Origin of the sequence: Castellaniella denitrificans, assembly GCF_027214045.1 — a bacterium.
GTDB classification, from domain to species: domain Bacteria; phylum Pseudomonadota; class Gammaproteobacteria; order Burkholderiales; family Burkholderiaceae_B; genus Castellaniella; species Castellaniella denitrificans_A.
Genome location: NZ_JAPWHE010000001.1, coordinates 1 through 20361, shown reverse-complemented (window position 1 = coordinate 20361; position 20361 = coordinate 1). Strand labels below are relative to the sequence as shown.

At 67.0% G+C, this 20361-nt stretch carries 19 protein-coding genes and 1 pseudogene; 10 read left to right on the top strand and 10 right to left on the bottom strand.

Translation table 11 applies throughout. From position 1 onward, the window contains the following. Positions 1-8: 8 nt before the first annotated feature. The 5 genes from atpD to O4H32_RS00080 all read left to right on the top strand — a co-directional run bounded on the left by atpD (position 9) and on the right by O4H32_RS00080 (position 4717). The gene (atpD, locus tag O4H32_RS00100; protein WP_269355567.1) at positions 9-1430 is read left to right on the top strand and encodes a F0F1 ATP synthase subunit beta; all 1422 of its coding nucleotides are present in this window, start codon (positions 9-11) and stop codon (positions 1428-1430) included. A gap of 9 nt (positions 1431-1439) precedes the next feature. Then, entirely contained in the window at positions 1440-1865 is a 426-nt protein-coding gene (locus O4H32_RS00095; protein WP_269355566.1) for a F0F1 ATP synthase subunit epsilon, read from the top strand. A gap of 164 nt (positions 1866-2029) precedes the next feature. Then, the gene (locus O4H32_RS00090; RefSeq protein WP_269355564.1) at positions 2030-2431 is read left to right on the top strand and encodes a hypothetical protein; all 402 of its coding nucleotides are present in this window, start codon (positions 2030-2032) and stop codon (positions 2429-2431) included. 34 nt (positions 2432-2465) lie between these two features. After that, positions 2466-2933 carry a hypothetical protein gene (locus tag O4H32_RS00085; protein ID WP_269355562.1) on the top strand — a complete coding sequence of 156 codons (468 nt, stop codon included), beginning with the start codon at positions 2466-2468 and terminating at the stop codon, positions 2931-2933. Next, positions 2933-4717, top strand: a complete 1785-nt coding sequence (locus O4H32_RS00080) for a patatin-like phospholipase family protein (protein ID WP_269355561.1) — start codon at positions 2933-2935, stop codon at positions 4715-4717. The genes O4H32_RS00085 and O4H32_RS00080 overlap by 1 nt, the downstream gene beginning before the upstream one ends. A 216-nt stretch (positions 4718-4933) precedes the next feature. On the opposite strand, the gene O4H32_RS00075 is transcribed toward O4H32_RS00080, so the two are convergent. Genes O4H32_RS00075 through O4H32_RS00055 form a run of 5 tightly spaced genes read right to left on the bottom strand, consistent with a single transcriptional unit; the run spans position 4934 to position 9314 of the window. Next, positions 4934-6295, bottom strand: a complete 1362-nt coding sequence (locus O4H32_RS00075) for an amino acid permease (protein ID WP_269355560.1) — start codon at positions 6293-6295, stop codon at positions 4934-4936. Positions 6296-6340: 45 nt separating this feature from the next. Then, on the bottom strand, positions 6341-6811 hold the full coding sequence (locus O4H32_RS00070; RefSeq protein ID WP_269355559.1) for an HIT family protein: 471 nt from the start codon (positions 6809-6811) through the stop codon (positions 6341-6343). Positions 6812-6871: 60 nt separating this feature from the next. Beyond that, positions 6872-7666, bottom strand: a complete 795-nt coding sequence (gene trpC, locus O4H32_RS00065) for an indole-3-glycerol phosphate synthase TrpC (protein ID WP_269355558.1) — start codon at positions 7664-7666, stop codon at positions 6872-6874. Further along, positions 7663-8697 (bottom strand): anthranilate phosphoribosyltransferase, encoded by a 1035-nt coding sequence (trpD, locus tag O4H32_RS00060; protein WP_269355557.1) that lies wholly within the window; start codon positions 8695-8697, stop codon positions 7663-7665. The genes trpC and trpD overlap by 4 nt, the downstream gene beginning before the upstream one ends. A gap of 50 nt (positions 8698-8747) precedes the next feature. Next, positions 8748-9314 (bottom strand): anthranilate synthase component II, encoded by a 567-nt coding sequence (locus O4H32_RS00055; RefSeq protein WP_269355556.1) that lies wholly within the window; start codon positions 9312-9314, stop codon positions 8748-8750. A gap of 523 nt (positions 9315-9837) precedes the next feature. On the opposite strand from O4H32_RS00055, the gene lldR reads away from it, so the two are divergent. After that, positions 9838-10602, top strand: coding sequence for a transcriptional regulator LldR (gene lldR / locus O4H32_RS00050; RefSeq protein ID WP_269355555.1), 765 nt, complete (start codon positions 9838-9840; stop codon positions 10600-10602). After that, positions 10599-11735 carry an FMN-dependent L-lactate dehydrogenase LldD gene (gene lldD / locus O4H32_RS00045; RefSeq protein WP_269355554.1) on the top strand — a complete coding sequence of 379 codons (1137 nt, stop codon included), beginning with the start codon at positions 10599-10601 and terminating at the stop codon, positions 11733-11735. The genes lldR and lldD overlap by 4 nt, the downstream gene beginning before the upstream one ends. A gap of 205 nt (positions 11736-11940) precedes the next feature. Here the strand turns inward: lldD and trpE are convergent, their stop codons facing one another. The 3 genes from trpE to rpe all read right to left on the bottom strand — a co-directional run bounded on the left by trpE (position 11941) and on the right by rpe (position 15191). After that, the gene (gene trpE / locus O4H32_RS00040; RefSeq protein ID WP_269355553.1) at positions 11941-13461 is read right to left on the bottom strand and encodes an anthranilate synthase component I; all 1521 of its coding nucleotides are present in this window, start codon (positions 13459-13461) and stop codon (positions 11941-11943) included. Positions 13462-13644: 183 nt separating this feature from the next. Beyond that, the gene (locus tag O4H32_RS00035; protein ID WP_269356919.1) at positions 13645-14331 is read right to left on the bottom strand and encodes a phosphoglycolate phosphatase; all 687 of its coding nucleotides are present in this window, start codon (positions 14329-14331) and stop codon (positions 13645-13647) included. Positions 14332-14474: 143 nt separating this feature from the next. Further along, entirely contained in the window at positions 14475-15191 is a 717-nt protein-coding gene (rpe, locus tag O4H32_RS00030) for a ribulose-phosphate 3-epimerase (protein ID WP_269355552.1), read from the bottom strand. A gap of 79 nt (positions 15192-15270) precedes the next feature. Between rpe and mltA the strand changes: the two genes are divergently transcribed. Genes mltA through O4H32_RS00015 form a run of 3 tightly spaced genes read left to right on the top strand, consistent with a single transcriptional unit; the run spans position 15271 to position 18638 of the window. Next, positions 15271-16551 carry a murein transglycosylase A gene (gene mltA / locus O4H32_RS00025; RefSeq protein ID WP_269355551.1) on the top strand — a complete coding sequence of 427 codons (1281 nt, stop codon included), beginning with the start codon at positions 15271-15273 and terminating at the stop codon, positions 16549-16551. 9 nt (positions 16552-16560) lie between these two features. After that, positions 16561-17748: an FAD-dependent monooxygenase gene (locus tag O4H32_RS00020; protein ID WP_269355550.1), complete on the top strand. Its 1188-nt coding sequence runs from the start codon at positions 16561-16563 to the stop codon at positions 17746-17748. A gap of 29 nt (positions 17749-17777) precedes the next feature. After that, complete coding sequence (locus O4H32_RS00015) at positions 17778-18638, top strand: DsbC family protein (protein WP_269355549.1); 861 nt, start codon at positions 17778-17780, stop codon at positions 18636-18638. Positions 18639-18729: 91 nt separating this feature from the next. Here O4H32_RS00015 and O4H32_RS00010 read toward each other — a convergent pair whose 3' ends face one another. Both O4H32_RS00010 and O4H32_RS00005 read right to left on the bottom strand, forming a co-directional pair. After that, entirely contained in the window at positions 18730-19875 is a 1146-nt protein-coding gene (locus tag O4H32_RS00010) for an ABC transporter substrate-binding protein (RefSeq protein ID WP_269356917.1), read from the bottom strand. A gap of 149 nt (positions 19876-20024) precedes the next feature. Next, positions 20025-20361, bottom strand: a pseudogene (locus O4H32_RS00005) (methyl-accepting chemotaxis protein); the annotation flags it as partial.

Sequence of the window (20361 nt, the reverse complement as noted above, 5' to 3'; positions counted from 1 at the left end):
GACTAAACATGAGCAACGGTACCATCGTTCAGTGCATCGGCGCCGTGGTGGACATTCAGTTCCCCCGCGACAGCATCCCCAACATTTACGACGCGCTCACCTTGACCGACGAGTCCTCCGCATTCGCGGAAAAGGGCCTGACGTTCGAGGTCCAGCAGCAACTGGGCGACGGTGTCGTGCGGACCATCGCCATGGGCTCGTCCGACGGCCTGCGCCGCGGCATGTCCGTGGCCGGCACCGGCGCGCCGATCTCGGTGCCCGTGGGCACCGGCACCCTGGGCCGCATCATGGACGTGCTGGGCCGTCCCATCGACGAGCGCGGCGACATCCAGTCCGATGAAAAGCGCGCCATCCACCAGGCCGCCCCGAAATTCGACGAGCTGTCGCCTTCGGTCGAACTGCTCGAAACCGGCATCAAGGTGATCGACCTGGTGTGCCCCTTCGCCAAGGGCGGCAAGGTCGGCCTGTTCGGCGGCGCCGGCGTGGGCAAGACCGTGAACATGCTGGAACTGATCAACAACATCGCCAAGGCCCACAGCGGTCTGTCGGTGTTCGCCGGCGTGGGCGAACGGACCCGCGAGGGCAATGACTTCTACCACGAAATGTCCGACGCGGGCGTCATCAAGCTCGACAACCTGGCGGAATCCAAGGTCGCCATGGTCTTCGGCCAGATGAACGAACCCCCGGGCAACCGTCTGCGCGTGGCCCTGTCGGGTCTGACGATGGCGGAAAAATTCCGCGACGAAGGCCGCGACGTGCTGTTCTTCGTGGACAACATCTACCGCTACACCCTGGCCGGTACCGAAGTGTCCGCCCTGCTGGGCCGGATGCCGTCCGCCGTGGGCTATCAGCCGACGCTGGCCGAGGAAATGGGCAAGCTGCAGGAACGGATCACATCCACCAAGACCGGTTCCATCACGTCCATCCAGGCCGTATACGTGCCCGCCGACGACTTGACCGACCCGTCGCCCGCCACCACCTTCCTGCACTTGGACTCCACCGTGGTGCTGTCGCGTGATATCGCCGCCCTGGGGATCTATCCCGCCGTGGATCCGCTGGATTCCACCAGCCGCCAGCTCGATCCGCAGATCGTCGGCGAAGAGCACTACAACATCGCCCGCGGCGTGCAGCAGACGCTGCAGCGCTACAAGGAACTGCGCGACATCATCGCGATTCTGGGCATGGACGAACTGTCGCCGGAAGACAAGCAGGCCGTGGCCCGTGCCCGCAAGATCCAGCGCTTCCTGTCGCAGCCCTTCCACGTCGCCGAAGTCTTCACCGGCTCGCCCGGCAAGTACGTGCCGCTGGCCGAGACCCTGCGCGGCTTCAAGATGATCGTCGAAGGCGAGTGCGACGCGCTGCCCGAACAGGCCTTCTACATGGTGGGCGGCATCGACGAGGCCTTCGAGAAGGCCAAAACCCTCCAATAAGGATTGCACATGGCGACTCTTCACATCGAAGTGGTCAGCGCGGAAGCCTCGATCTTCTCCGGCGAGGCGGCCTTCATCGCCCTGCCGGGCGAGTCGGGCGACCTCGGCATCCTGCCGGGACACACGCCGCTGATTTCGCGCGTGCGCCCCGGCACGCTGAAGATCCGGCGCGACGACGGCACCGAGGAACACATCTTCGTGGCCGGCGGCATCCTGGAAGTCCAGCCGCATGGCGTGACGGTGCTGTCCGACACGGCCATCCGCGCGGCCGACCTGGACGAGGCCAAGGCCGTCGCCGCGCGCGAGCGTGCCGAAGAAGCCTTGCGCAACACCAAGGAAAAGGCCGACATCGCCGTGGTGGAAGCCGAACTCGCCATGCTGGCGGCCCAGGCCGCCGCCGCGCGCAAGTTCAGCCAGAAACGCAGTTCGCACTGATCCGGCTCCGCAACAACGGAAAGCGCCCCTTCGGGGCGCTTTTCTTTTGTCTCGCGGCCATTGTGCCGCGCCTCCAGGGAGGCGGCCCAGTGGAACACACCCAGGACTTCTGGTTACTCACCGGCCGGAAAGCGGAACCTGTTCCGCTGAAAAGGAGAGCCCCGATGAATTCGATTTCCACGATTGCGCAGGCCATCGCCGAAGGCGCGGCGACACTGGCCCCCGGCCAGGAAGTCCACATGCCCCTGGACGAGCACCGCATGGTTCGGCTGCTGCGCCGCACCGTGACACCCACGCTCGGACTGTCCGTGGCCACGCTTGCCGTGGGTCGCACCGAAGCGCAACAAGCGGCCGCGCGCGAGGCGCTGCTGCGCCTTGGAGCCGATAGCCGCTTCACCCAGGCATTTGCCGGCGGACTGGACGACGAAGGCCGCGATTGCGTCCTGGCTGAGCTGGCCGAGCCGGTCGACGCCATTGCCGTCGAGACCCTGCTGAACCAGATGTTCGAACGCTGCGTGGCACCCACGCACAAGTCCGACACGCCCGCGCGCTGGTCGCGAGTCTGAGCACCACCTCATAAAACCTCATAAAGAAAGACAGATGCCGCAATTCGACGATCCCGATTTCCAGCGCCTGGCCGCCAGCCTCGGAGACGTGACGCCCACGTCCTCGCGTAGCTTCGACCTGGTCTTCGATGACAACCTGTGCGTGACCGTGTCCGTGCATCTCAAACGACCGGATGTTTGCGTCGACGTTTGGTGCCATGACGTGTCGGCGTACGTTGGCGCGCCGCGCCGCGCCCTGGTCGATACGCTGCTGCTGCTCAATCGCTCCGCGCAGGCCGGACAGCCGTTCCGCGTGGGTTTGGACAGCCGCGATTTCATCGTCGTGCACGCTAGCCAGGCTATGGACCGCCTCGAGGGCGGTGCGTTCGGCGCCTGGTTGATCTGGATGCTCGATCAGGGGCGCCGCGTACGCGAACTGGTTCGCACCATCGGTTTCGAGAACAGCCCCCTCGCCTACGAACTGGCCCCGGCGCTTGCCGCCGCATCTCAAGGAGAACAATGATGGCTACGGCAACCTTAGGCAACATAGGCCACCTCACGACGCAATGGAATGACGCGGTCCAGCGCAGCAGCGAGCCTCCCTCGTGGTTTGCCAGGCTGATCGGCGTCTTCTGCACGCCGACCAGCAGCGTCACCCAACTGGTCAACACGCGTGAAACGTTCAAGGGCTTCTTCCAGGCCCAGGTATCGCAACTCGGGGCAGGCGTACCCGAGCACAGCAAGGCAGGCTTCGAGGTCCGTGCCCAGGAACTGTGCGCCTCGATCCTGGAGAACTCGCTGAACACCGCGACGCGAGAAGCCATCGCCCGCGGCGATGGCCGGGTGCCGGACAAGGTGTTGCGCGAGGCCGTATCCAAGGCCAATGCCCGCGCCCAGGAAGCGCTGCAGGAACTGCAGATCCACGCCTCGCACGCGCGGCTGACGGTTGATCGGCAAGTGGATATCCGGCCGCAGGTGGTTCCGCGCAAGGATTCCGAAGGCAAGGTGCTGGGCTTCAACGTGATCCGGCAAGCGCCGCAGATCGAGAATCTTGTGTTCCGCGGCGGCGGCGCCAAAGGCATCGGCAATCCTGGAGCCCTGGTCGAAATGCAGGACGCGGGCATGCTCAGAGGCCTGAAGCACTTGGTGGGCACGTCCGCCGGCGCGCTGACCGCGGTGTGCCTGTCCTGCGGGCAGGACGCGCATGCCTTCCAGGCGTTCTCCGCCTCGGTGGACATGAACGAACTGAAGGGCACGCCGGAAAACTTCGAGGCGCGTTATCCGATGGTCGATGTGAGCTGGCGCGTGGGGTTCCATGCCGGCAGCGCGCTCGAGCTGCTGGACCAGACCTCGGCCAGCGGCGTGTCTCAATACCTGAACGAGAACTGGGACCCGGCCGCCATGCGAGATAAGCTCGCCAGCCTGGGCAGCGAGGAGGCTGTCGAAAGCGCCATCGAACGCCTGGAGCAGTTGCGCACGCAGGATTTTGATGGCGATCGAACGGGCCAGATGGTGACGTTCAAGGACCTGCACCTGATGCATCTGCTGGCGCCCGCGCAATTCAAGGAGTTGACGCTCACGGGGTGGGACAACACCAACAAGCAGGAAACCTACTTCAACGCGCAGAACACGCCGGACATGCCGGTGGCCGTCGCGGGGCGCATCTCCATGAGCATCCCGGTGTACTTCCGGTCCGTGGATTTCGATCCCGGCGATGGCAGGGGCACGCGCTCCTTCACCGATGGCGGGGTCGGCAGCAACATGCCTACCGAGGTCATCACGGACAATCTGCAGGGGAGGGCCCTGGAAGAGGCGCGGGCGCGAACCGCCTTGATGACGTTCGACGAGAACGGCAAGGCTTATACTATGCTGCACAGCAAGCCCGCAGGGCCGGCGAAAGGGCTGGTCGCCTGGGCCAAGGCCCAGTTATCCGGCAACTCGAAACTCTCCGGAATGGGGTACCAGGACAAGACCAAGATCCACGAAGCGGGCCCGAATGCCTTCGTGATTTTCCACGGGGATATCGGCACGTTCGACCTGAACGCGTCGCCAGAGCGGGTGCGCAAGGCGCAGACGCTGTCCACCCTGAAGACCCTGGAGCAGATCGAGCAGCGCCGGGACCAAGCCTACGCGACCGAGTTCGACAGCGCGCAGGATTGCTTCGCTATGCTGACGGATCAGGAAAAGCATGCGATCCGAGACGGTGGCGAGCCGCATCCCGGCAACTATCCGCCGCAGTTCGAGACGGACCCGTGCTATCGGTTCCAGCTTGAGCTGTACGAGCTTGCTTGGGGCAAGGAGGGCTGATTGCGCCGATACTGCGCGAGGGGGCGCACAGGGCGCGACGTGAGCGTCGTTCCCTTGCGCCATGGCCCGGCCGTTGACGAAGCAATTGGCTTCGGCATTGCCCGATAGCTTGATCTGGATTCCGTGCCGCAATCTCCGGGCATTCCGGGCAATGCCGTCTGTTTTTTGCGCTATACCGTGAAATATCCGGGCTAGTGTGATGATCCGCCGGCGGATTCAGCCGTGGGCGGGCCGCAGCCGCAGCCGGTAGCCCAGGTACAGCACGCCCAGCCACACCGGCAGCACGTAGACCGCAGGCCGGGTGTCGTCCAGTTGCGTCATCAGGCCTACGAGCATGATCAGGAAAGCGATGCACAGGTAGTTGGTCCAGGGGTGGAAGGGCGCGGGAAACAGCAGCGCATCGCGCGCGTGCGCCTTGCGAAAGCGCAGATGGACCAGCACGATCATCATCCAGGTGATCGCGGCCGCCGCCGTCGCCACGGCCATGATCCGCATGAAAGCGCCTTCCGGTACGAGGAAATTGATCGCCACGATCAGCAGCGTGCAGGCCGACGAGAACAGCACGCCGACCCACGGCACCTGGCGCCGGCTCAGCCGCAGGAACAGGCGCGGCGCATTGCCTTGTTCGGCCAGGCTGCGGAGCATGCGGCCGTTGCTGTACATGCCGCTGTTGTAGACCGAGATCGCGGCGCTCAGCACCACCAGGTTCAGGATGTCCGGGGCCGCGGGGATGCCCAGATGCGAAAAAATCAGCACGAACGGACTGCCGTTCAGTCCGATCTCGTTCCAGGGATACAGGGTCACCAGCACCGCCAGCGCGCCGACATAGAAGATCAGGATGCGCCAGACCACTTGATTCACAGCGCGCGGGATGCTGCGGCGGGGGTCGTCGGCCTCGCCCGCCGTGATGCCGATCAGTTCGGTGCCGCCGAATGAGAACATCACCACCACCAGGGACAGCAGCAGCCCGTGCGCGCCGTTGGGCAGAAAGCCTCCGTGGGTCCATAGATTGTCGAGCCCCGCGCCGCCGGCGCCGCGCGCGATGAGCACGCCGCCCAGCAGGATCATGCCGACGATGGCGGCGATCTTGACGAAGGCCAGCCAGAACTCGCTTTCGCCGTACAGGCGAACGTTCAGCAGGTTCAGCGCCGTGACGGCCAGCAGCACGGTCAGGGCGCTGGCCCAGGCGGGGAAATCGGGTAGCCAGTAGTTGACGTAGAGGCCCACCACCGAGAGTTCGGCCATGCTGACCAGGACATACAGCAGCCAGTAGTTCCAGCCCGAAAGGAAGCCGGCGAAGCCGCCCCAGTAGCGGTAGGCGAAATGGCTGAAAGCGCCGCTGACCGGTTCCTGGGTGGACATTTCCCCGAGGAAGCGCAGGATCAGGTAGATCACGAGACCGCCGATCAGGTAGGACAGGATGATGCCCGGGCCGACGAGTTGGATGGACGCGGCCGAACCATAAAACAGGCCGGTGCCGATGGCGCCGCCCAGGGCGATCATCTGGATGTGGCGGTTTTTCAGACTGCGTGCCAGGGTTGCGGGCGGCGCGCCGGATGCGGAGGGAGAGGCGGACATGGAAGCAAGGGTGCGGAGTCGAAGAATGGCGCGCGCCGCAGGGGGTCAGGCGCCGGTGTCGTGGAGTTCAGCCGCCGGGCCGTGGGCGGCCAGGAGACGGTGCAGCCGTTCCACCCGCGGGGCGAGCATCGCGCAGGTGTTCGTCCAGGCATCCACATGCACGGCGTCGTGCCGGGGCGGCGCCCAGATGGCGTCAGGGAAGCAGGGGTCGCCTCGCCAGCGGGGAATCAGGTGCCAGTGCAGGTGGGGCACCTGATTGCCCAGGCTGGCGAGATTGATCTTGTCGGGCCGCAGGGCGTCGCGTTGCAGGCGCTCGACCTGGAACACGGCGCGCATCAGATGCAGGCGGTCCAGGGCGTCGATGTCCGTCATTTCGGCGACGTGGCGCTGCCAGACGACGCGCAGATAGCCTGGATACGGGGAATCGTTCACGCGGACGATCCGCAGCCTGTCGTCCTGCCAGAGCAGGGTGTCGTGGTCCGGAACGCAGAGCGGGCAGTCGGAGGAAAAAGCCATGGCGGGGGCGGATGCGGGATGGGTGCCTGCCGCCCGCCGCGCGGGCGCAGGAGGGCGTGTTCAGCGGGCGAAGAACAGTTCGTGCAGGGCGGCGCCGGGGTCCGGCGCACGCATGAAGGCCTCTCCGACCAGGAAGGCCTGGACGCCGTGCGTGCGCATGCGGTCGACGTCCTCGGGCCGCAGGATGCCGCTTTCGGTCACGATCCGCTTGCCCGCCGGCACGTCCTTCAGCATCGACAGGGTGGTTTCCAGGCGCGTTTCGAAGGTGCGCAGGTCCCGGTTGTTGATGCCGATGAGCGGCGTATCCAGGGACAGGGCCGCATCCAGTTCCTCACGGTCGTGGACTTCGACCAGCACGTCCATGCCCAGATCGGTGGCCGCGGCTTCCAGTTCGCGCAGTTGGTCGGGAGCCAGCGCGGCGGCGATCAGGAGGACGCAGTCGGCGCCCAGGGCACGGGCGTGGATGACCTGGTATGGATCGATCAGGAAGTCCTTGCGCAGCACCGGCAGGCTGCAGGCCGCGCGCGCCTGGCGCAGGTGATCGTAGCCGCCCTGGAAATACTGTACGTCGGTCAGGACCGACAGGCAGGCCGCGCCGTGGCCGGCGTAGCTGGCGGCGATGTCCGCCGGACGGAAGTCCTCGCGGATCACGCCCTTGGATGGCGAGGCCTTCTTGATTTCGGCGATCACGGCGGGTTTGCCCTGGGCGATCTTGTCCTCGATGGCACGCGCGAAGCCGCGGATGTCCTGGCGGCTCTGGGCCTCGCGCAGCACTTCGGATTCGCTGCGCATCTGTCGCGCGGTGGCGACTTCGGTGCGCTTGGTGTCAAGGATCCTGGACAGAATGTCGTTCATGCGGAGAACCTTTGGGTGTATTGGCGGAATTGTTCCAGCTTGTCGCGCGCGGCGCCCGAGGCGATCAGCTCGAAGGCCTGGCGGATGCCGGCGGCGATCGAATCGGCGCGGTTGCCGGCATACAGGGCCAGGCCCGCGTTCAGCGCGACGATGTCGCGTGCCGTGCCGGCCGTGTTGTTCAGCGCGGCTCGCACCAGTTGCGCGGACTCGTCGCGGTTGGCGACCTTGATGCTGCGGTTGGACACCATGGCCATGCCGAAGTCCTCGGGATGGATCTCATATTCGCGGACCTCGTCGTCCTTGAGTTCGCCCACCAGCGTGGCCGCGCCCAGGGAGGCCTCGTCCATGCCGTCCTTGCCGTGCACGACCAGCACGTGACGCGACCCCAGGCGTTGCAGCACGCGCACCAGGATGCCGACCAGGTCGGGGTGGAAGACGCCCATGAGCTGGTTGGCGGCGCCGGCCGGATTGGTCAGCGGGCCGAGGATGTTGAAAATCGTGCGGACACCCAGTTCGCGGCGCACGGCGGCGACGTTCTTCATGGCGCCGTGGTGGGCCGGCGCGAACATGAAGCCGATTCCGGTGGCTTCGATGGATTCGGCGACCTGGGCGGGTGTGGAGGCGAAATGGATGCCCAGGGTTTCGAGGACATCGGCGCTGCCCGACGAGGACGAAGCGCTGCGGTTGCCATGCTTGGCGATCTTGACTCCGCCCGCGGCGGCCACGAACATGGCGGCGGTGGAAATATTGAACGTGTGCGAGCCGTCACCGCCCGTGCCGCACATGTCCAGCAGCGCTTCGGGGTAGGGTGTGTCGACGCCCAGCGCGAATTCGCGCATGACCTGGGCTGCGGCCGTGATCTCGCCGACGGTTTCCTTCTTGACGCGCAGGCCCATCAGCAGGGCGCTGGCCAGTTGCGGGGACATGTCCCCGCGCATCAGCATGCGCATCAGTTCCAGCATTTCGTCGTGGAAGATTTCCCGGTGTTCGATGCAGCGGGCCAGGGCCTCGCTGGGAGTAATCAGCGGCATGGAGGTTTCCTTCTGTCTTCGTGTCTGTCGGATGGGCCGGTCTCGGGGTTTCAGCGTTCCAGGAAATTGCGCAGCAACGCATGGCCATGCTCGCTGAGCACGGATTCCGGGTGGAACTGCACGCCGTAGACGGGCAAGGACTTGTGGGCCACACCCATGATCTCGCCATCGTCGGTCTCGGCGGTGATGTCCAGGCATGCGGGCAGGGAGTCGCGCTCGATCGCCAGGGAATGGTAGCGGGTGACAGTGTAGGGCGAGGGCAGTCCCGTGAAGACGTCGGTGCCCCGGTGCGTGATGGGCGAAACCTTGCCGTGCATGATTTCCCGGGCGCGCACGATGCGCCCGCCGTAGGCCGCCCCGATGGCCTGGTGCCCCAGGCAGACGCCCAGGATGGGCTTCCTGCCGGCGAAATGCCGGATCAGTTCGATGGAGATGCCGGCTTCGGCCGGCGAGCAGGGGCCCGGAGACACGCAGATGCGGTCCGGATCGATGGCCTCGATCCCTGCGAGATCGATCTGGTCGTTGCGCACGACCTGGACTTCGGCGCCCAGTTCGCCGAAATACTGCACCAGGTTGTAGGTGAAGGAATCGTAGTTGTCCAACATCAGCAGCTTCATGATCGGGGCGTCCTGGTCAGGTTCGGGAAACGAGCGCGCGAACGGAGGCGGGCTGCGGAAGCCGGAGGGAGCGGGATGTGGGGAATGATACGGACATGGTCTTCCTTGGAGTCAGGAGCCGCCGCACCGGAGACAGATTCACGAAGACCTATGCCTGCCAGAACGGCGGCAAGGTGCGATGAATCACGCATGAGGATGCCGCCCCTAGGAGGAGCGCCACCAGAACGAAGCGTGCACGGTCGCATGTGAAATCATGGCAAACATTCTACTGTGCGGCGCTGAGGCTGTCGAGCTGGGTCAATACCGGATGGACGTGTGGCGGCCGGCTGCTTAGGGCCAAAACCTCATGATGAAAATGGTAATACCACTATCGGGTTTCGGTGGACCGGTGATCGCATGGCTTCGCAAGAGTGTGAAGATTCTTCCAGATAGTGATTGACCCTGGGAATGGTGCATTTCTATAATCCGGAGCATGTCCGGATGCCGGATATTTGGTAAGACCAATAATACGAACCTCCACGCCATGCGACTTTCCGACCGAATCGCGGAACAGCTCCGGGCCCTGATCGACGAACAGGGCCTGCGGCCTGGCGACCGTCTGCCGGCCGAGCGCCGGTTGGCCGAGGCGCTCGGGGTCTCGCGCCCCTCGGTCCGCGAGGCCATCCGCCAACTGGCCAGCCAGGGGCTGCTGCGCAGCAGGCAGGGCGGGGGTACCTATGTCCAGGCATGTGAATCTCCCGTGGACGACTGGCCCGAACGGCATCTGGTGCGTCCGCTGGATGAACTGGTGTCCGACGATCCCGAATACCGCTATGACGTGCTGGAAGCCCGTCACGCCCTGGAGGGCGGCACCGCCTGGCATGCCGCGTTGCGCGCCACGGCCCAGGATCGCCAGGAGATCCGGCGGCGCTTCGAGGACATGGTGCGTTTCCAGAGCCGGGGCGACCCGGACCTGTCGGCGCAGGCGGACGCCAGCTTTCACTTGTCCATCGCCGAGGCGTCCCACAACGCGGTGCTGCTGCAGATGATGCGCGGCGTGTTCGAACTGTTGCGCTCCACCGTCACCGAAAACCGCCAGCGCATGTACCTGATCCAGCATACCCAGGATCAGTTGACGGCCCAGCACCAGGCGCTGATGGAAGCCATCCTGCGCGGCGATGCCGAAGCCGCGCGGGAGACCGTCTGGCGCCACCTGGAGTTCGTGCACGGCAGCGTGCGCAAGCTCGATGAAGACGAGGCGCGCCGTGCCCGTTCCTCCCGTTTGCCCCCTTTCACACTGACATCATGATCATTTCCGCCTCCACCGATTACCGCGAAGCCGCCCGGCGGCGCCTGCCCCCTTTCCTGTTCCATTATGGCGACGGGGGGGCGTATGCCGAATATACGTTGCAGCACAACGTCAGCGACCTGGCGGGCGTGGCGTTGCGCCAGCGGGTGCTGAACGATATGTCGCAACTGGATCTGTCCACGCGGCTGTTGGGCGAAACCCTGTCCATGCCAGTGGCGCTGGCGCCAGTGGGCCTGACCGGGATGTACGCCCGCCGGGGCGAGGTCCAGACCGCGCGGGCGGCGGACCGCAAGGGCATCCCCTACACCATGTCCACCGTGTCGGTCTGCCCCATCGAGGAGGTCGCCCCCGAGATCAGCCGGCCCATGTGGTTCCAGCTCTATGTCCTGAAGGACCGGGGATTCATGAAGAGCGTGCTGGAGCGCGCCCGCGCGGCCGGGGTCTCGACGCTGGTGTTCACTGTGGACATGCCGGTGCCGGGGGCCCGCTACCGCGACGCCCATGCCGGGATGAGCGGACCGTACGCCGCTTTGCGCCGCTACGTCCAGGCGGCGCTCCATCCGCGCTGGGCCTGGGATGTGGGCCTGCGGGGCCGTCCGCACGACCTGGGCAATGTGTCCAGGTATCTGGGCAAGCCGACGGGACTGGAGGATTACATTGGCTGGCTGGGGGCCAATTTCGATCCGTCGATTTCCTGGAAGGATCTGCAGTGGATCCGTGATTTCTGGCAAGGGCCGATGATCATCAAGGGCATCCTGGACCCGGACGACGCGCGCGAAGCCGTGCGCTTCGGCGCCGACGGCATCGTGGTCTCCAACCATGGCGGGCGGCAACTGGACGGGGTGCTGTCCACGGCCCGCGCCCTGCCGGCCATCGCCGATGCGGTCAAAGGCCAGATCGCTTTGCTGGCGGATTCGGGCGTGCGCACCGGGCTGGACGTGGTGCGCATGCTGGCGCTGGGCGCCGACACCGTGCTGCTGGGCCGCGCCTGGCTGTACGCCCTGGCCGTGGGTGGCCAGGCGGGCGTCGCCAACCTGCTGGACCTGATCGAAAAGGAAATGCGCGTGGCCATGACCCTGACCGGCGCGCGCACCATCGCCGACATCTCGCGGGATTCACTGGTGCGCGCCTGACGGGCGCAGCCCGCGCGGCGTGGGGGCCTCTTTTTGCCGCCGGGCCGCCCCAAGGCAAAAAGCGCCCCCCTCGGGGGGCAGCAAGCGGGCGCAGCCCGCGCGGCGTGGGGGCCTCTTTTTGCCGCCGGGCCGCCCCAAGGCAAAAAGCGCCCCCTCGGGGGGCAGCAAGCGGGCGCAGCCTGCGCGGCGTGGGAACCCTTTCCCTTCAGATGGGCTCGTCCAGCCCGAACTGCACCTGTTCGGCGGCGCGCAGCAGGGCGCGGGCCTTGGCCTCGGTTTCCTGCCATTCCTTTTCGGGGTCCGAATCGGCGACGATGCCGGCCGCGGCCTGCACGTACAGCATGCCGTCGCGGATGATGCCGGTGCGGATGGCGATGGCCAGATCCATTTCGCCGCCGTAGCTCATGTAGCCGGCGGCGCCGCCGTAGATGCCGCGCCACACGGGCTCCAGTTCGTCGATGATCTCCATGGCGCGGACCTTGGGCGCGCCGGTCAGCGTGCCGGCGGGGAAGGTGGCACGCAGCACGTCGATGTTGCTCATGCCGTCGTTGAGCTCGCCGCGCACGTTGGACACCAGGTGCATGACGTGCGAATAGCGCTCGATGGCCATGGTGTCGGTGACTTCGACCGTGCCGGGTTTGGACACCCGGCCGATATCGTTGCGAGCCAGGTCGATGAGCATGACGTGCTCGGCGCGTTCCTTCGGATCGGCCAGCAGTTCCTGTTCAAGATGCAGGTCGTCGTCCTGGGTGGCGCCGCGCTTGCGCGTGCCGGCCAGAGGGCGGATGGTGACCATTTCGCGCGCGCGGCCGTTCTCGAATTCACGGTCCTGGCGCACCAGGATTTCCGGCGAGGCGCCCACGACGTGGAAAGTGTCGAAATTCCAGTAGTACATGTAGGGCGAGGGGTTCAGGGACCGCAGCGCCCGGTACAGCGACAGCGGTGAATCGCGGAAGGGCTTGGCGATCACCTGGCCGATCTGGACCTGCATCAGATCGCCTGCGGCGATATAGTCCTTGGCCTTGCGCACGGCGGCCAGGTAGTCGTCCTTCTTGAAGTCGCGCTCCGTGGGTGTTTGCATGCTGGCGTAGGCATACGGGATGACCACGGGCGTGCGCAGCTTTTCTCGCAAGGCCTTCAGGCGGCGGCGGGCCAGGGCGTAGGCCTCGGGTTGCTGGGGGTCGGCATAGACGATCAGGTAGGTTCGGCCCGCCAGGTTGTCGACGATGACGAGCTCGTCGATCTGCAGCAGCATGATGTCGGGCGTGCCCGGCTGCTGGCCCGCCGGGCGCGGTTTGACGCAAGGCCCCAGGCGCGGCTCGATGTGGCGCACGGTGTCGTAGCCGAAATAGCCCGCCAGGCCGCCGGCGAAGCGCGGCATGCCGGGGCGCAGCGCCACGCGGAATCTCTGCTGGAAGGCCTCGATGAAGGCCAGGGGATCGCCTTCGTGGGTTTCCACCACCTGGCCGCGCGTGACGACTTCGGTGGTGGTGCCGGTGGCGCGGATCAGGGTCTTGGCCGGCAGGCCGATGAAGGAATAGCGGCCGAAACGTTCACCCCCGACCACCGATTCCATCAGGCAGCTATTGCGTCCGGCCTCCGGTCCCGCGTGGGCCAGCTTCAAATAAATCGCCAGGGGCGTGTCCAGGTCGGCATAGGTTTCCGCGATCAGCGGAATCCGGTTGTAGCCTTGGGCGGCCAGTGCGTTGAATTCGATTTCCGTCATGGTGGTCTCTGGAAGGGGATAGGGACCGGGACAGAAACGAGACAGCCCGGCCGATCAGGGGTCCGGGCTGCGGGGGCGGGCGAAGCGGGGAGGCCCGCGCGCCAGTTAACCGTGACTACCCGGAACAAAAACACCACCAGCGCCAATAGGCGCCGGCGGTGATCGGGTAGTAGCGGATGATGTTCATGCGTGTTCGGTTTGCGAGGTCGCGTCGGCGGCCCACTGAGCGGCCTCGACAAGGGATTCAACTATAGCATCCACCGGCAGGCTCTGCACGGAGCAGCCTTCGTTGTAGCCGTAGGGCAGGGCCAGCACGCGCATGCCGGCGGCGTTGGCGGCCAGGGCGTCATTGATCGAGTCGCCGATGAACAGGGCCTGGGCGGGCGCAATGTCCAGCAGGTCGCAGGCGTGGAACAGCGGCATGGGGTCGGGTTTCTTGCGCGCGCAGGTGTCGCCGCAGACCACGGCGTCGAAATAGCCGTCCAGGCCCATCTGGCGCAACAGGGGGGCGGCGAATTCGGCCCCTTTGTTGGTGACCACGGCCAGGCGGGCTCCCTGGTCGCGGAAGGCCTGCAGGCCCGCCAGCACGCCGGGGTACAGCCGGCTGCGCTGGCCGTTCAGGGCGCGGTAGTGATCCTGGTAGCGGGCCAGGCCGCGCATGACCATGTCGACGCTTGCGGGGGTCCCCTCGTGGCCCAGGACGCGGATCACCAGCTGTTCCACGCCCTTGCCGACGTAGGTGGCGATGATGTCCGTGGCGATCGGCGCCAGGCCCATGTCCTGGCGCATGGCGTTGGCGGCGTCCGCCAGATCGGGGATGGTGTCCAGCAGTGTGCCGTCCAGGTCGAACAGAATTCCGGAAAATCGCATGGTGTCGCACGCCGGGTGAAACGGCCGGACCGGATCGGTGGCCAAGTGAGTCGTGGGGGCGCCGGGGCGGGTGGGCATGCCGGCGTCGGCGGGCGTCATCGTATCATCACCCGGGGAAACATGTCGTCCCGAGGGGGCGTTCGTTACGAATTCAGCGCGGCGGCGCGTCGCGCGTCGCCCTGCGCGATGCCATCGCGCAGGGCGGTGATCACGCGGGGGTAGTCCGGCCGGCCGAACACGGCCGAGCCCGCCACGAAGGCGTCGGCCCCGGCGGCGCGGATGTCGGCGATGTTGTCGGCCTTGACCCCGCCATCGACCTCCAGGTCGATGGCCTGGCCGCCCTCGGCCCGCCAGCGGTCGATGCGGCCGCGGGCCTGGGCGAGCTTGGCCAGCGTATGCGGGATGAAGGACTGGCCCCCGAACCCCGGGTTGACCGACATCAGCAGGATCAGGTCGAGGCGGTCCATGACATGGTCCAGCCATTCCAGCGGCGTGGCCGGATTGAATACCAGGCCGGCGCGGCAGCCGTGTTCGCGGATCAGGGCCAAGGTGCGGTCGACGTGGCGCGAGGCTTCCGGGTGGAAGCTGATGATGTCCGCACCCGCCTTGGCGAAGGCGGGCACGAGGGCGTCGACGGGTTCGACCATCAGGTGGACATCGATGGGAACGGTGGTGTGGGGTCGCAGGGCGGCGCACACCATGGGGCCCATGGTCAGGTTGGGGACGTAATGGTTGTCCATGACATCGAAGTGGATCCAGTCGGCGCCGGCGGCCACGACATCGACGACTTCCTCGCCCAGGCGGGCGAAGTCGGCTGACAGCAGGCTGGGGGCGATGCGGGCGGCGGGCAGTTCGGTCATGGCGAAGAAAGGTCCGGATATGTCATGATGACGGTTTCGAAGCTCTTATTTTAGTGCACCCCCGGTGCCGCTTCCCCGTATGAAATTCCAATGGTTGTCCGTGGCCGCACTGGTCGTCCTGAGCGCATGTTCCACGGTGCCGCCCGAGGCAACCGCCCCGGGCGGCGAACCCGGCGGCGCCGTATCGGTCGAGCGGCCCCTGGCCGTGCCGCCGCTCTCGGCCCTGCCGGAAACGCCCGCGCGACCCCTGCAGGGGCGCTATGCGGCGGTCTCCTGGGACAGCGTACCGGGTTGGGCGGGCGATGATCTGAACCATGCCTGGAAGGCGCTGCTGAACGATTGCCGGGGCCTGATGCGGCCCGTGTCGGGTTCGCTCGCGCTGCCCGCGCGCGCGGCGCCCCGTGCCTGGCAGCCGGTCTGCCTGGCGGCCGCGCAGTCCGGCCTGGGGGCAGAGGCCGGTGGTCCGGCCGTGCGCCGGTTCCTGCAGGAGCATCTGCGTCCCTGGCGGCTGGACGATGCCTCCGGACAGGCCGCCAGCGGCATGGTGACGGGCTATTACGAACCGCTCATCCAGGCTGCGCGCACGCGCGAAGGAGCCTACCAGTGGCCGCTCTACGCCACGCCGGACGATCTGCTGACCATCGACCTGGGTTCGGTTTATCCGGAACTGGCCGGCAAGCGGGTGCGTGGCAAGCTGGAGGGCCGCCGGGTCGTGCCCTACGACACGCGTGCCCAGATCACTTCCGACCCCGCCCGTCAGCCGGCCGTGATCGTCTGGGCGGCCGATCCCGTCGAGGCCTTTTTCCTGCAGATCCAGGGGTCGGGGCGGGCCGTCCTGCCTGACGGCGGCGTGTTGCGCCTGGCTTACGCCGACCACAACGGCCGGCCGTACGCCTCCATTGGCCAGTGGCTGGCCAGGCAGGGTGAAATGCCGCTGGCCCAGGCGTCCATGCAGAACATCAAGGCCTGGGCGCGCGCGCATCCCGAACGCGTGCCGGAACTGCTGAACGTGAATCCGGCCATGGTGTTCTTCCGCGAGGAACCCATCGTCGATCCTGAGCTCGGCCCCCGGGGCGCCTACGGGGTGCCCTTGCTGCCGCGGCGTTCGATCGCGGTCGATCCGGCTTTCGTGCCGCTGGGTACGCCGGTCTTTCTGGAAACAGGGCCTCAGGGTGGCGTAGAGCCGCTGCGGCGGCTGGTATTCGCACAGGATACGGGCGCGGCGATCAAGGGCGCGGCCCGGGCTGATTTCTATTGGGGCACGGGCGACGAAGCCGGTGCTCGCGCCGGACGCATGAAGCAGTCCGGCCGGATGTGGCTGCTGTGGCCCGCCCGGGCCGGTGCGCCATCGGCACGGTAAGATGATCGAATGAAGCATCACGAATCCATTCTCGTCTGCGGCACTGGCATCGCCGGTCTGGCCTGCGCGCTGGGCCTGGCCCGGGCGGGGCTGACCGCCGCCCTGCTGGGGCCGCGCCAGGTTCCGTCCGCACGGGCGGCGGACGACTATCATCCGCGTGTCTACGCGATTTCGCCGGCCAGCCGCGATCTGCTCGACCGCCTGGGCGCCTGGCGGTTGATGGACGCGCGTCGCGTCACCCCCGTCGAGGCGATGGAGATCCGGGGCGATGCCGACGGCCGCCTGGACCTGTCCGCCTGGCAGGACGCGCGCGACACCCTGGCCTGGATCGTCGAATCCGGGGAGATCGAGCGCGCGCTCCAGCAGGCCGTCCAGGTCATGGGGATCGCCTGGCACGAGGACCGCTTCGAGCGCCTGGAAACCCGCGCCATGGGCGTGCGGGTGACCACTGGACAGGGCCGCGCGCTGGACGCGGCGCTGCTGGTGGGCGCGGACGGCGCGCGGTCCCCGGTGCGGCTGGCGGCCGGTATCGAACACCACTACACGCCTTATGGCGACATGGGTGTGGTCGCGCATCTGGATATCGGCCGGCCCCACCAGAACCGCGCCTTTCAGTGGTTCACGGGCGACAGCGTGTTCGCCCTGCTGCCCATGCCGGATACGGCCGATGGCCCGCAGGCGTCCCTGGTGTGGTCGATGCACGAAGGCCGGGCGCGCGAATGGCTGGCGATGGACGCCGACGCCCAGCAGGCTTTTCTTTCTGCGCATGCCCGGGCCGTCACGGGCGACCGCCTGGGGGCGTTGCGTCTGCGCACCCGCCCCCAGGGCTTCCCCCTGACGCTGGAACACAGTGCGATGACGGCCCCGGGCGTCGTCCTGGTGGGGGACGCCGCGCACCGGGTCCATCCGCTCGCCGGACAGGGCCTGAACCTGGGCCTGGGCGACGTGAAGGATCTGCTGGATGTCCTGCGGACACGCGAACCCCATCGCGCGCCGGGCGATCCCCGGGTGCTTGCGCGCTATCGCCGCCGCCGGGCCGAGCCCGTCTGGGCCATGGGGATGGTTACCGACGGCCTGCACCGGCTGTTCGGCGCTTCGAACGCCCCGACGGCCTGGGCACGCAACCAGGGCATGCGTCTCGTCGATGGACTGCCTTTCCTTAAACGCCGCCTGATCCGGGCGGCCGCCGGCGACTGACCGCCGGCCTGTTTTCAGAGGTTCTTCCCATGAAATTTTCCTTGAGCCTGGGCGTGCTGCTGTTGTGCGGCGGCCTTTCCGTGATGGCGCAGACCGCCTTGGCGCAACCATCCGGCGACCAGGTCCTGAGTACCCGGCCGTCCGGCCAGGACAGGCCGGCCGATCCGGCCGCGCCCGCGCGCGATGGCGCGGCCGACCGTGTGTTGTCCACCGCGCCCCTCCAGTCCGATTCCACCCAGGCCGTCACCCGGACGTTCGAGCAGCGCTTTCCCGGGATTCACGTGGACGCCGTCCGGGTGACGCCCATGACCGGGATCTATGAAGTCCAGGTCGGCATGGACCTGTTGTACACCGATGCCCAGGTGGACTACGTGCTGCAGGGCTCGATGATCGACGCCCACGCGCGCCGCGACCTGACGGCCGAACGACTGGAGGCCCTGCAGCAGGTGGCTTTCGGCAGCCTGCCGCTGGATCATGCGATCAAGCAGGTCAAAGGCACCGGTGCGCGCAAGGTCGCCCTTTTCGAGGATCCCAATTGCGGTTATTGCAAGCAATTGCACCGGACCCTGGAAGACGTCGACAACGTCACGGTCTATACCTTCCTGTTTCCGATCCTGACGCCGGATTCCGCCACCCGCTCGCGAAACATCTGGTGCGCGGCGGATCCGGCCAAGGCCTGGAAGGCCTGGATGCTGGATGGACAGGAGCCGGCCAAGGCCGAATGCGACACACCGATCCAGGACAACCTGGCACTGGGGCGCAAATTGAACGTGCAGGGCACGCCGGCGCTGTTCTTTGCCGATGGCACCCGCGTCAACGGCGCCCTGCCGCTGGAGGCGCTGAAGAAGAAACTGGATGCGCTCGGACAAGAGCCAGCCCCTGCGGGCTGACCCATGCCTGGCGAGTCGGAGCGGCTTGCACGCCGCGACGTGCAGAGGCGTCGCAGCTGGAGATGTCCTGTGACCACCCCGGATGCAGTGATTATTTCAGCAGCGTCCAGGCGCCGTTCTTGACGGTGATGAGTTCGCGGCCGCGCTGGTCGAAACCGCTGTGGTCCTCGGGCGTCATGGTGTAGACCCCCTGGGTGGCGACCAGTTCATGTGTCTGTTCCAGGGCGTCGCGCAGGGCGCGACGGAATTCCGGCGTACCCGGCCGGGCGGATTTCAGCGCGACGGGGATGGCGTTGCGCAGCAGCAGGCCGGCGTCGTAGACGTTGGCGCCGAAAGTCGCCGGCTGTTCGCCGTACATCGCCTGGTAGCGCTGGATGTAATCCTGGGCGATGGGCTTGGACGGATTGCCGTCGGGGATTTCGGGCAGCACGAGCATCAGACTGGCGGCCAGGATGGTGCCTTCGGCCGATTTGCCGGCGAACTTCAGGAAGGCGGGCAGGGCGGCGCCATGGGTCTGGTAGAAGCGGCCCTTGTAGCCTTGCTGCGCGAGCGTGGCCTGCGGCAGCGCGGCGGCGCCGCCCGTGCCGGCGATCAGGATGGCATCTGGGCGGGCGGCCAGCAGCTTCAGGGCCTGGCCGGTGACGGAACTGTCGGTGCGCTGGTAGCGTTCGGACACGGTCAGGTCCAGTCCCTTGTCCTTGGCCATGCGGCTGAAGACCTGGTACCAGTCGTCGCCGTAGGCGTCGGCGAAGCCGATGAAGCCGACGGTCTTGATGCCGCGCCCGACCATGTCCTGGACCAGGGCCTGGGCGATGATGTCGGTGTTCTGGGTGGTCTTGAAGGCCCATTGCTTCTGTTCGGTCATGGGCAGCACCACCGAGGCCGCGCCCACGGGGGCCAGCATCGGAGTGCCGGACTCCGCGGCGAATTGCAGCACGCTCATGGCGTTGGGCGATCCGGTGGGGCCGATCAGGGCGTCGACATGCGCATCGCTGATCAGTTTCTTGAAGGCCGTGACCGTTTGCGTCGGGTCGCTGGCGTCGTCCAGGGTGATGTATTCGATGTCCTGGCCGCCCGCCTTGGCCGGCAGCAGCGGCACCGTGTTCTTCTGGGGGATGCCCACCAGGGCCGTCGGGCCGGTGGCGGACACGACCACGCCGACTTTCACCTGGGCATGGGCGTGCAACGGAATGGCCAGGGCCAGGGCGGCCGCCAGGGCGGTGCCGGGGATGCGGATGTTCACGGCGGATGTCTCCTGAATGAAGCACGGCCCGGGATGACGGGACGAAATAGGACATAGGACAGGCCTTTGCGGGCCTGTCCTATGCTAAACGAATCAGAGCGGCCTGCGGGCCGCGAGGTGGGCGCGAGCCGTAAGGACTGTTGCTAGAACTCGGTCCATTCCTCGGTGTCCGCGGATGCGGGGGCCGGCTTGCCGGGCGCGCGCAGGGCCGGTTTGGCGGCGGCGCGGGCGGCCGGCGCATCGGCCTGGGTGCTCTGGCGAGGCCGTTGCGGCGCGGGGCTGACGACCTTCTCCGGGGCCGAGGGCAGGCGCGCCGGCTGAGCGGGGCGCGCGCCGGATCCGGCGTCGGTCTGGTCCAGGTTGAAGGTGGCGACCAGTTGCGCCAGGGTGGCCGCCTGTTCCTGCAGGCTGGCGGCCGCGGCGGCCGATTCCTCGACCAGGCTGGCGTTCTGGCGGGTGACGTCGTCCATCTGGGTGACG

What these genes read in the sequence shown, in the direction of transcription:
- atpD (WP_269355567.1), top strand. Translation starts at nt 9, where the DNA reads ATGAGCAACGGTACCATCGTTCAGTGCATCGGCGCCGTGGTGGACATT.
- O4H32_RS00095 (WP_269355566.1), top strand. Translation starts at nt 1,440, where the DNA reads ATGGCGACTCTTCACATCGAAGTGGTCAGCGCGGAAGCCTCGATCTTC.
- O4H32_RS00090 (WP_269355564.1), top strand. Translation starts at nt 2,030, where the DNA reads ATGAATTCGATTTCCACGATTGCGCAGGCCATCGCCGAAGGCGCGGCG.
- O4H32_RS00085 (WP_269355562.1), top strand. Translation starts at nt 2,466, where the DNA reads ATGCCGCAATTCGACGATCCCGATTTCCAGCGCCTGGCCGCCAGCCTC.
- O4H32_RS00080 (WP_269355561.1), top strand. Translation starts at nt 2,933, where the DNA reads ATGGCTACGGCAACCTTAGGCAACATAGGCCACCTCACGACGCAATGG.
- O4H32_RS00075 (WP_269355560.1), bottom strand. Translation starts at nt 6,295, where the DNA reads ATGTCCGCCTCTCCCTCCGCATCCGGCGCGCCGCCCGCAACCCTGGCA.
- O4H32_RS00070 (WP_269355559.1), bottom strand. Translation starts at nt 6,811, where the DNA reads ATGGCTTTTTCCTCCGACTGCCCGCTCTGCGTTCCGGACCACGACACC.
- trpC (WP_269355558.1), bottom strand. Translation starts at nt 7,666, where the DNA reads ATGAACGACATTCTGTCCAGGATCCTTGACACCAAGCGCACCGAAGTC.
- trpD (WP_269355557.1), bottom strand. Translation starts at nt 8,697, where the DNA reads ATGCCGCTGATTACTCCCAGCGAGGCCCTGGCCCGCTGCATCGAACAC.
- O4H32_RS00055 (WP_269355556.1), bottom strand. Translation starts at nt 9,314, where the DNA reads ATGAAGCTGCTGATGTTGGACAACTACGATTCCTTCACCTACAACCTG.
- lldR (WP_269355555.1), top strand. Translation starts at nt 9,838, where the DNA reads ATGCGACTTTCCGACCGAATCGCGGAACAGCTCCGGGCCCTGATCGAC.
- lldD (WP_269355554.1), top strand. Translation starts at nt 10,599, where the DNA reads ATGATCATTTCCGCCTCCACCGATTACCGCGAAGCCGCCCGGCGGCGC.
- trpE (WP_269355553.1), bottom strand. Translation starts at nt 13,461, where the DNA reads ATGACGGAAATCGAATTCAACGCACTGGCCGCCCAAGGCTACAACCGG.
- O4H32_RS00035 (WP_269356919.1), bottom strand. Translation starts at nt 14,331, where the DNA reads ATGCGATTTTCCGGAATTCTGTTCGACCTGGACGGCACACTGCTGGAC.
- rpe (WP_269355552.1), bottom strand. Translation starts at nt 15,191, where the DNA reads ATGACCGAACTGCCCGCCGCCCGCATCGCCCCCAGCCTGCTGTCAGCC.
- mltA (WP_269355551.1), top strand. Translation starts at nt 15,271, where the DNA reads ATGAAATTCCAATGGTTGTCCGTGGCCGCACTGGTCGTCCTGAGCGCA.
- O4H32_RS00020 (WP_269355550.1), top strand. Translation starts at nt 16,561, where the DNA reads ATGAAGCATCACGAATCCATTCTCGTCTGCGGCACTGGCATCGCCGGT.
- O4H32_RS00015 (WP_269355549.1), top strand. Translation starts at nt 17,778, where the DNA reads ATGAAATTTTCCTTGAGCCTGGGCGTGCTGCTGTTGTGCGGCGGCCTT.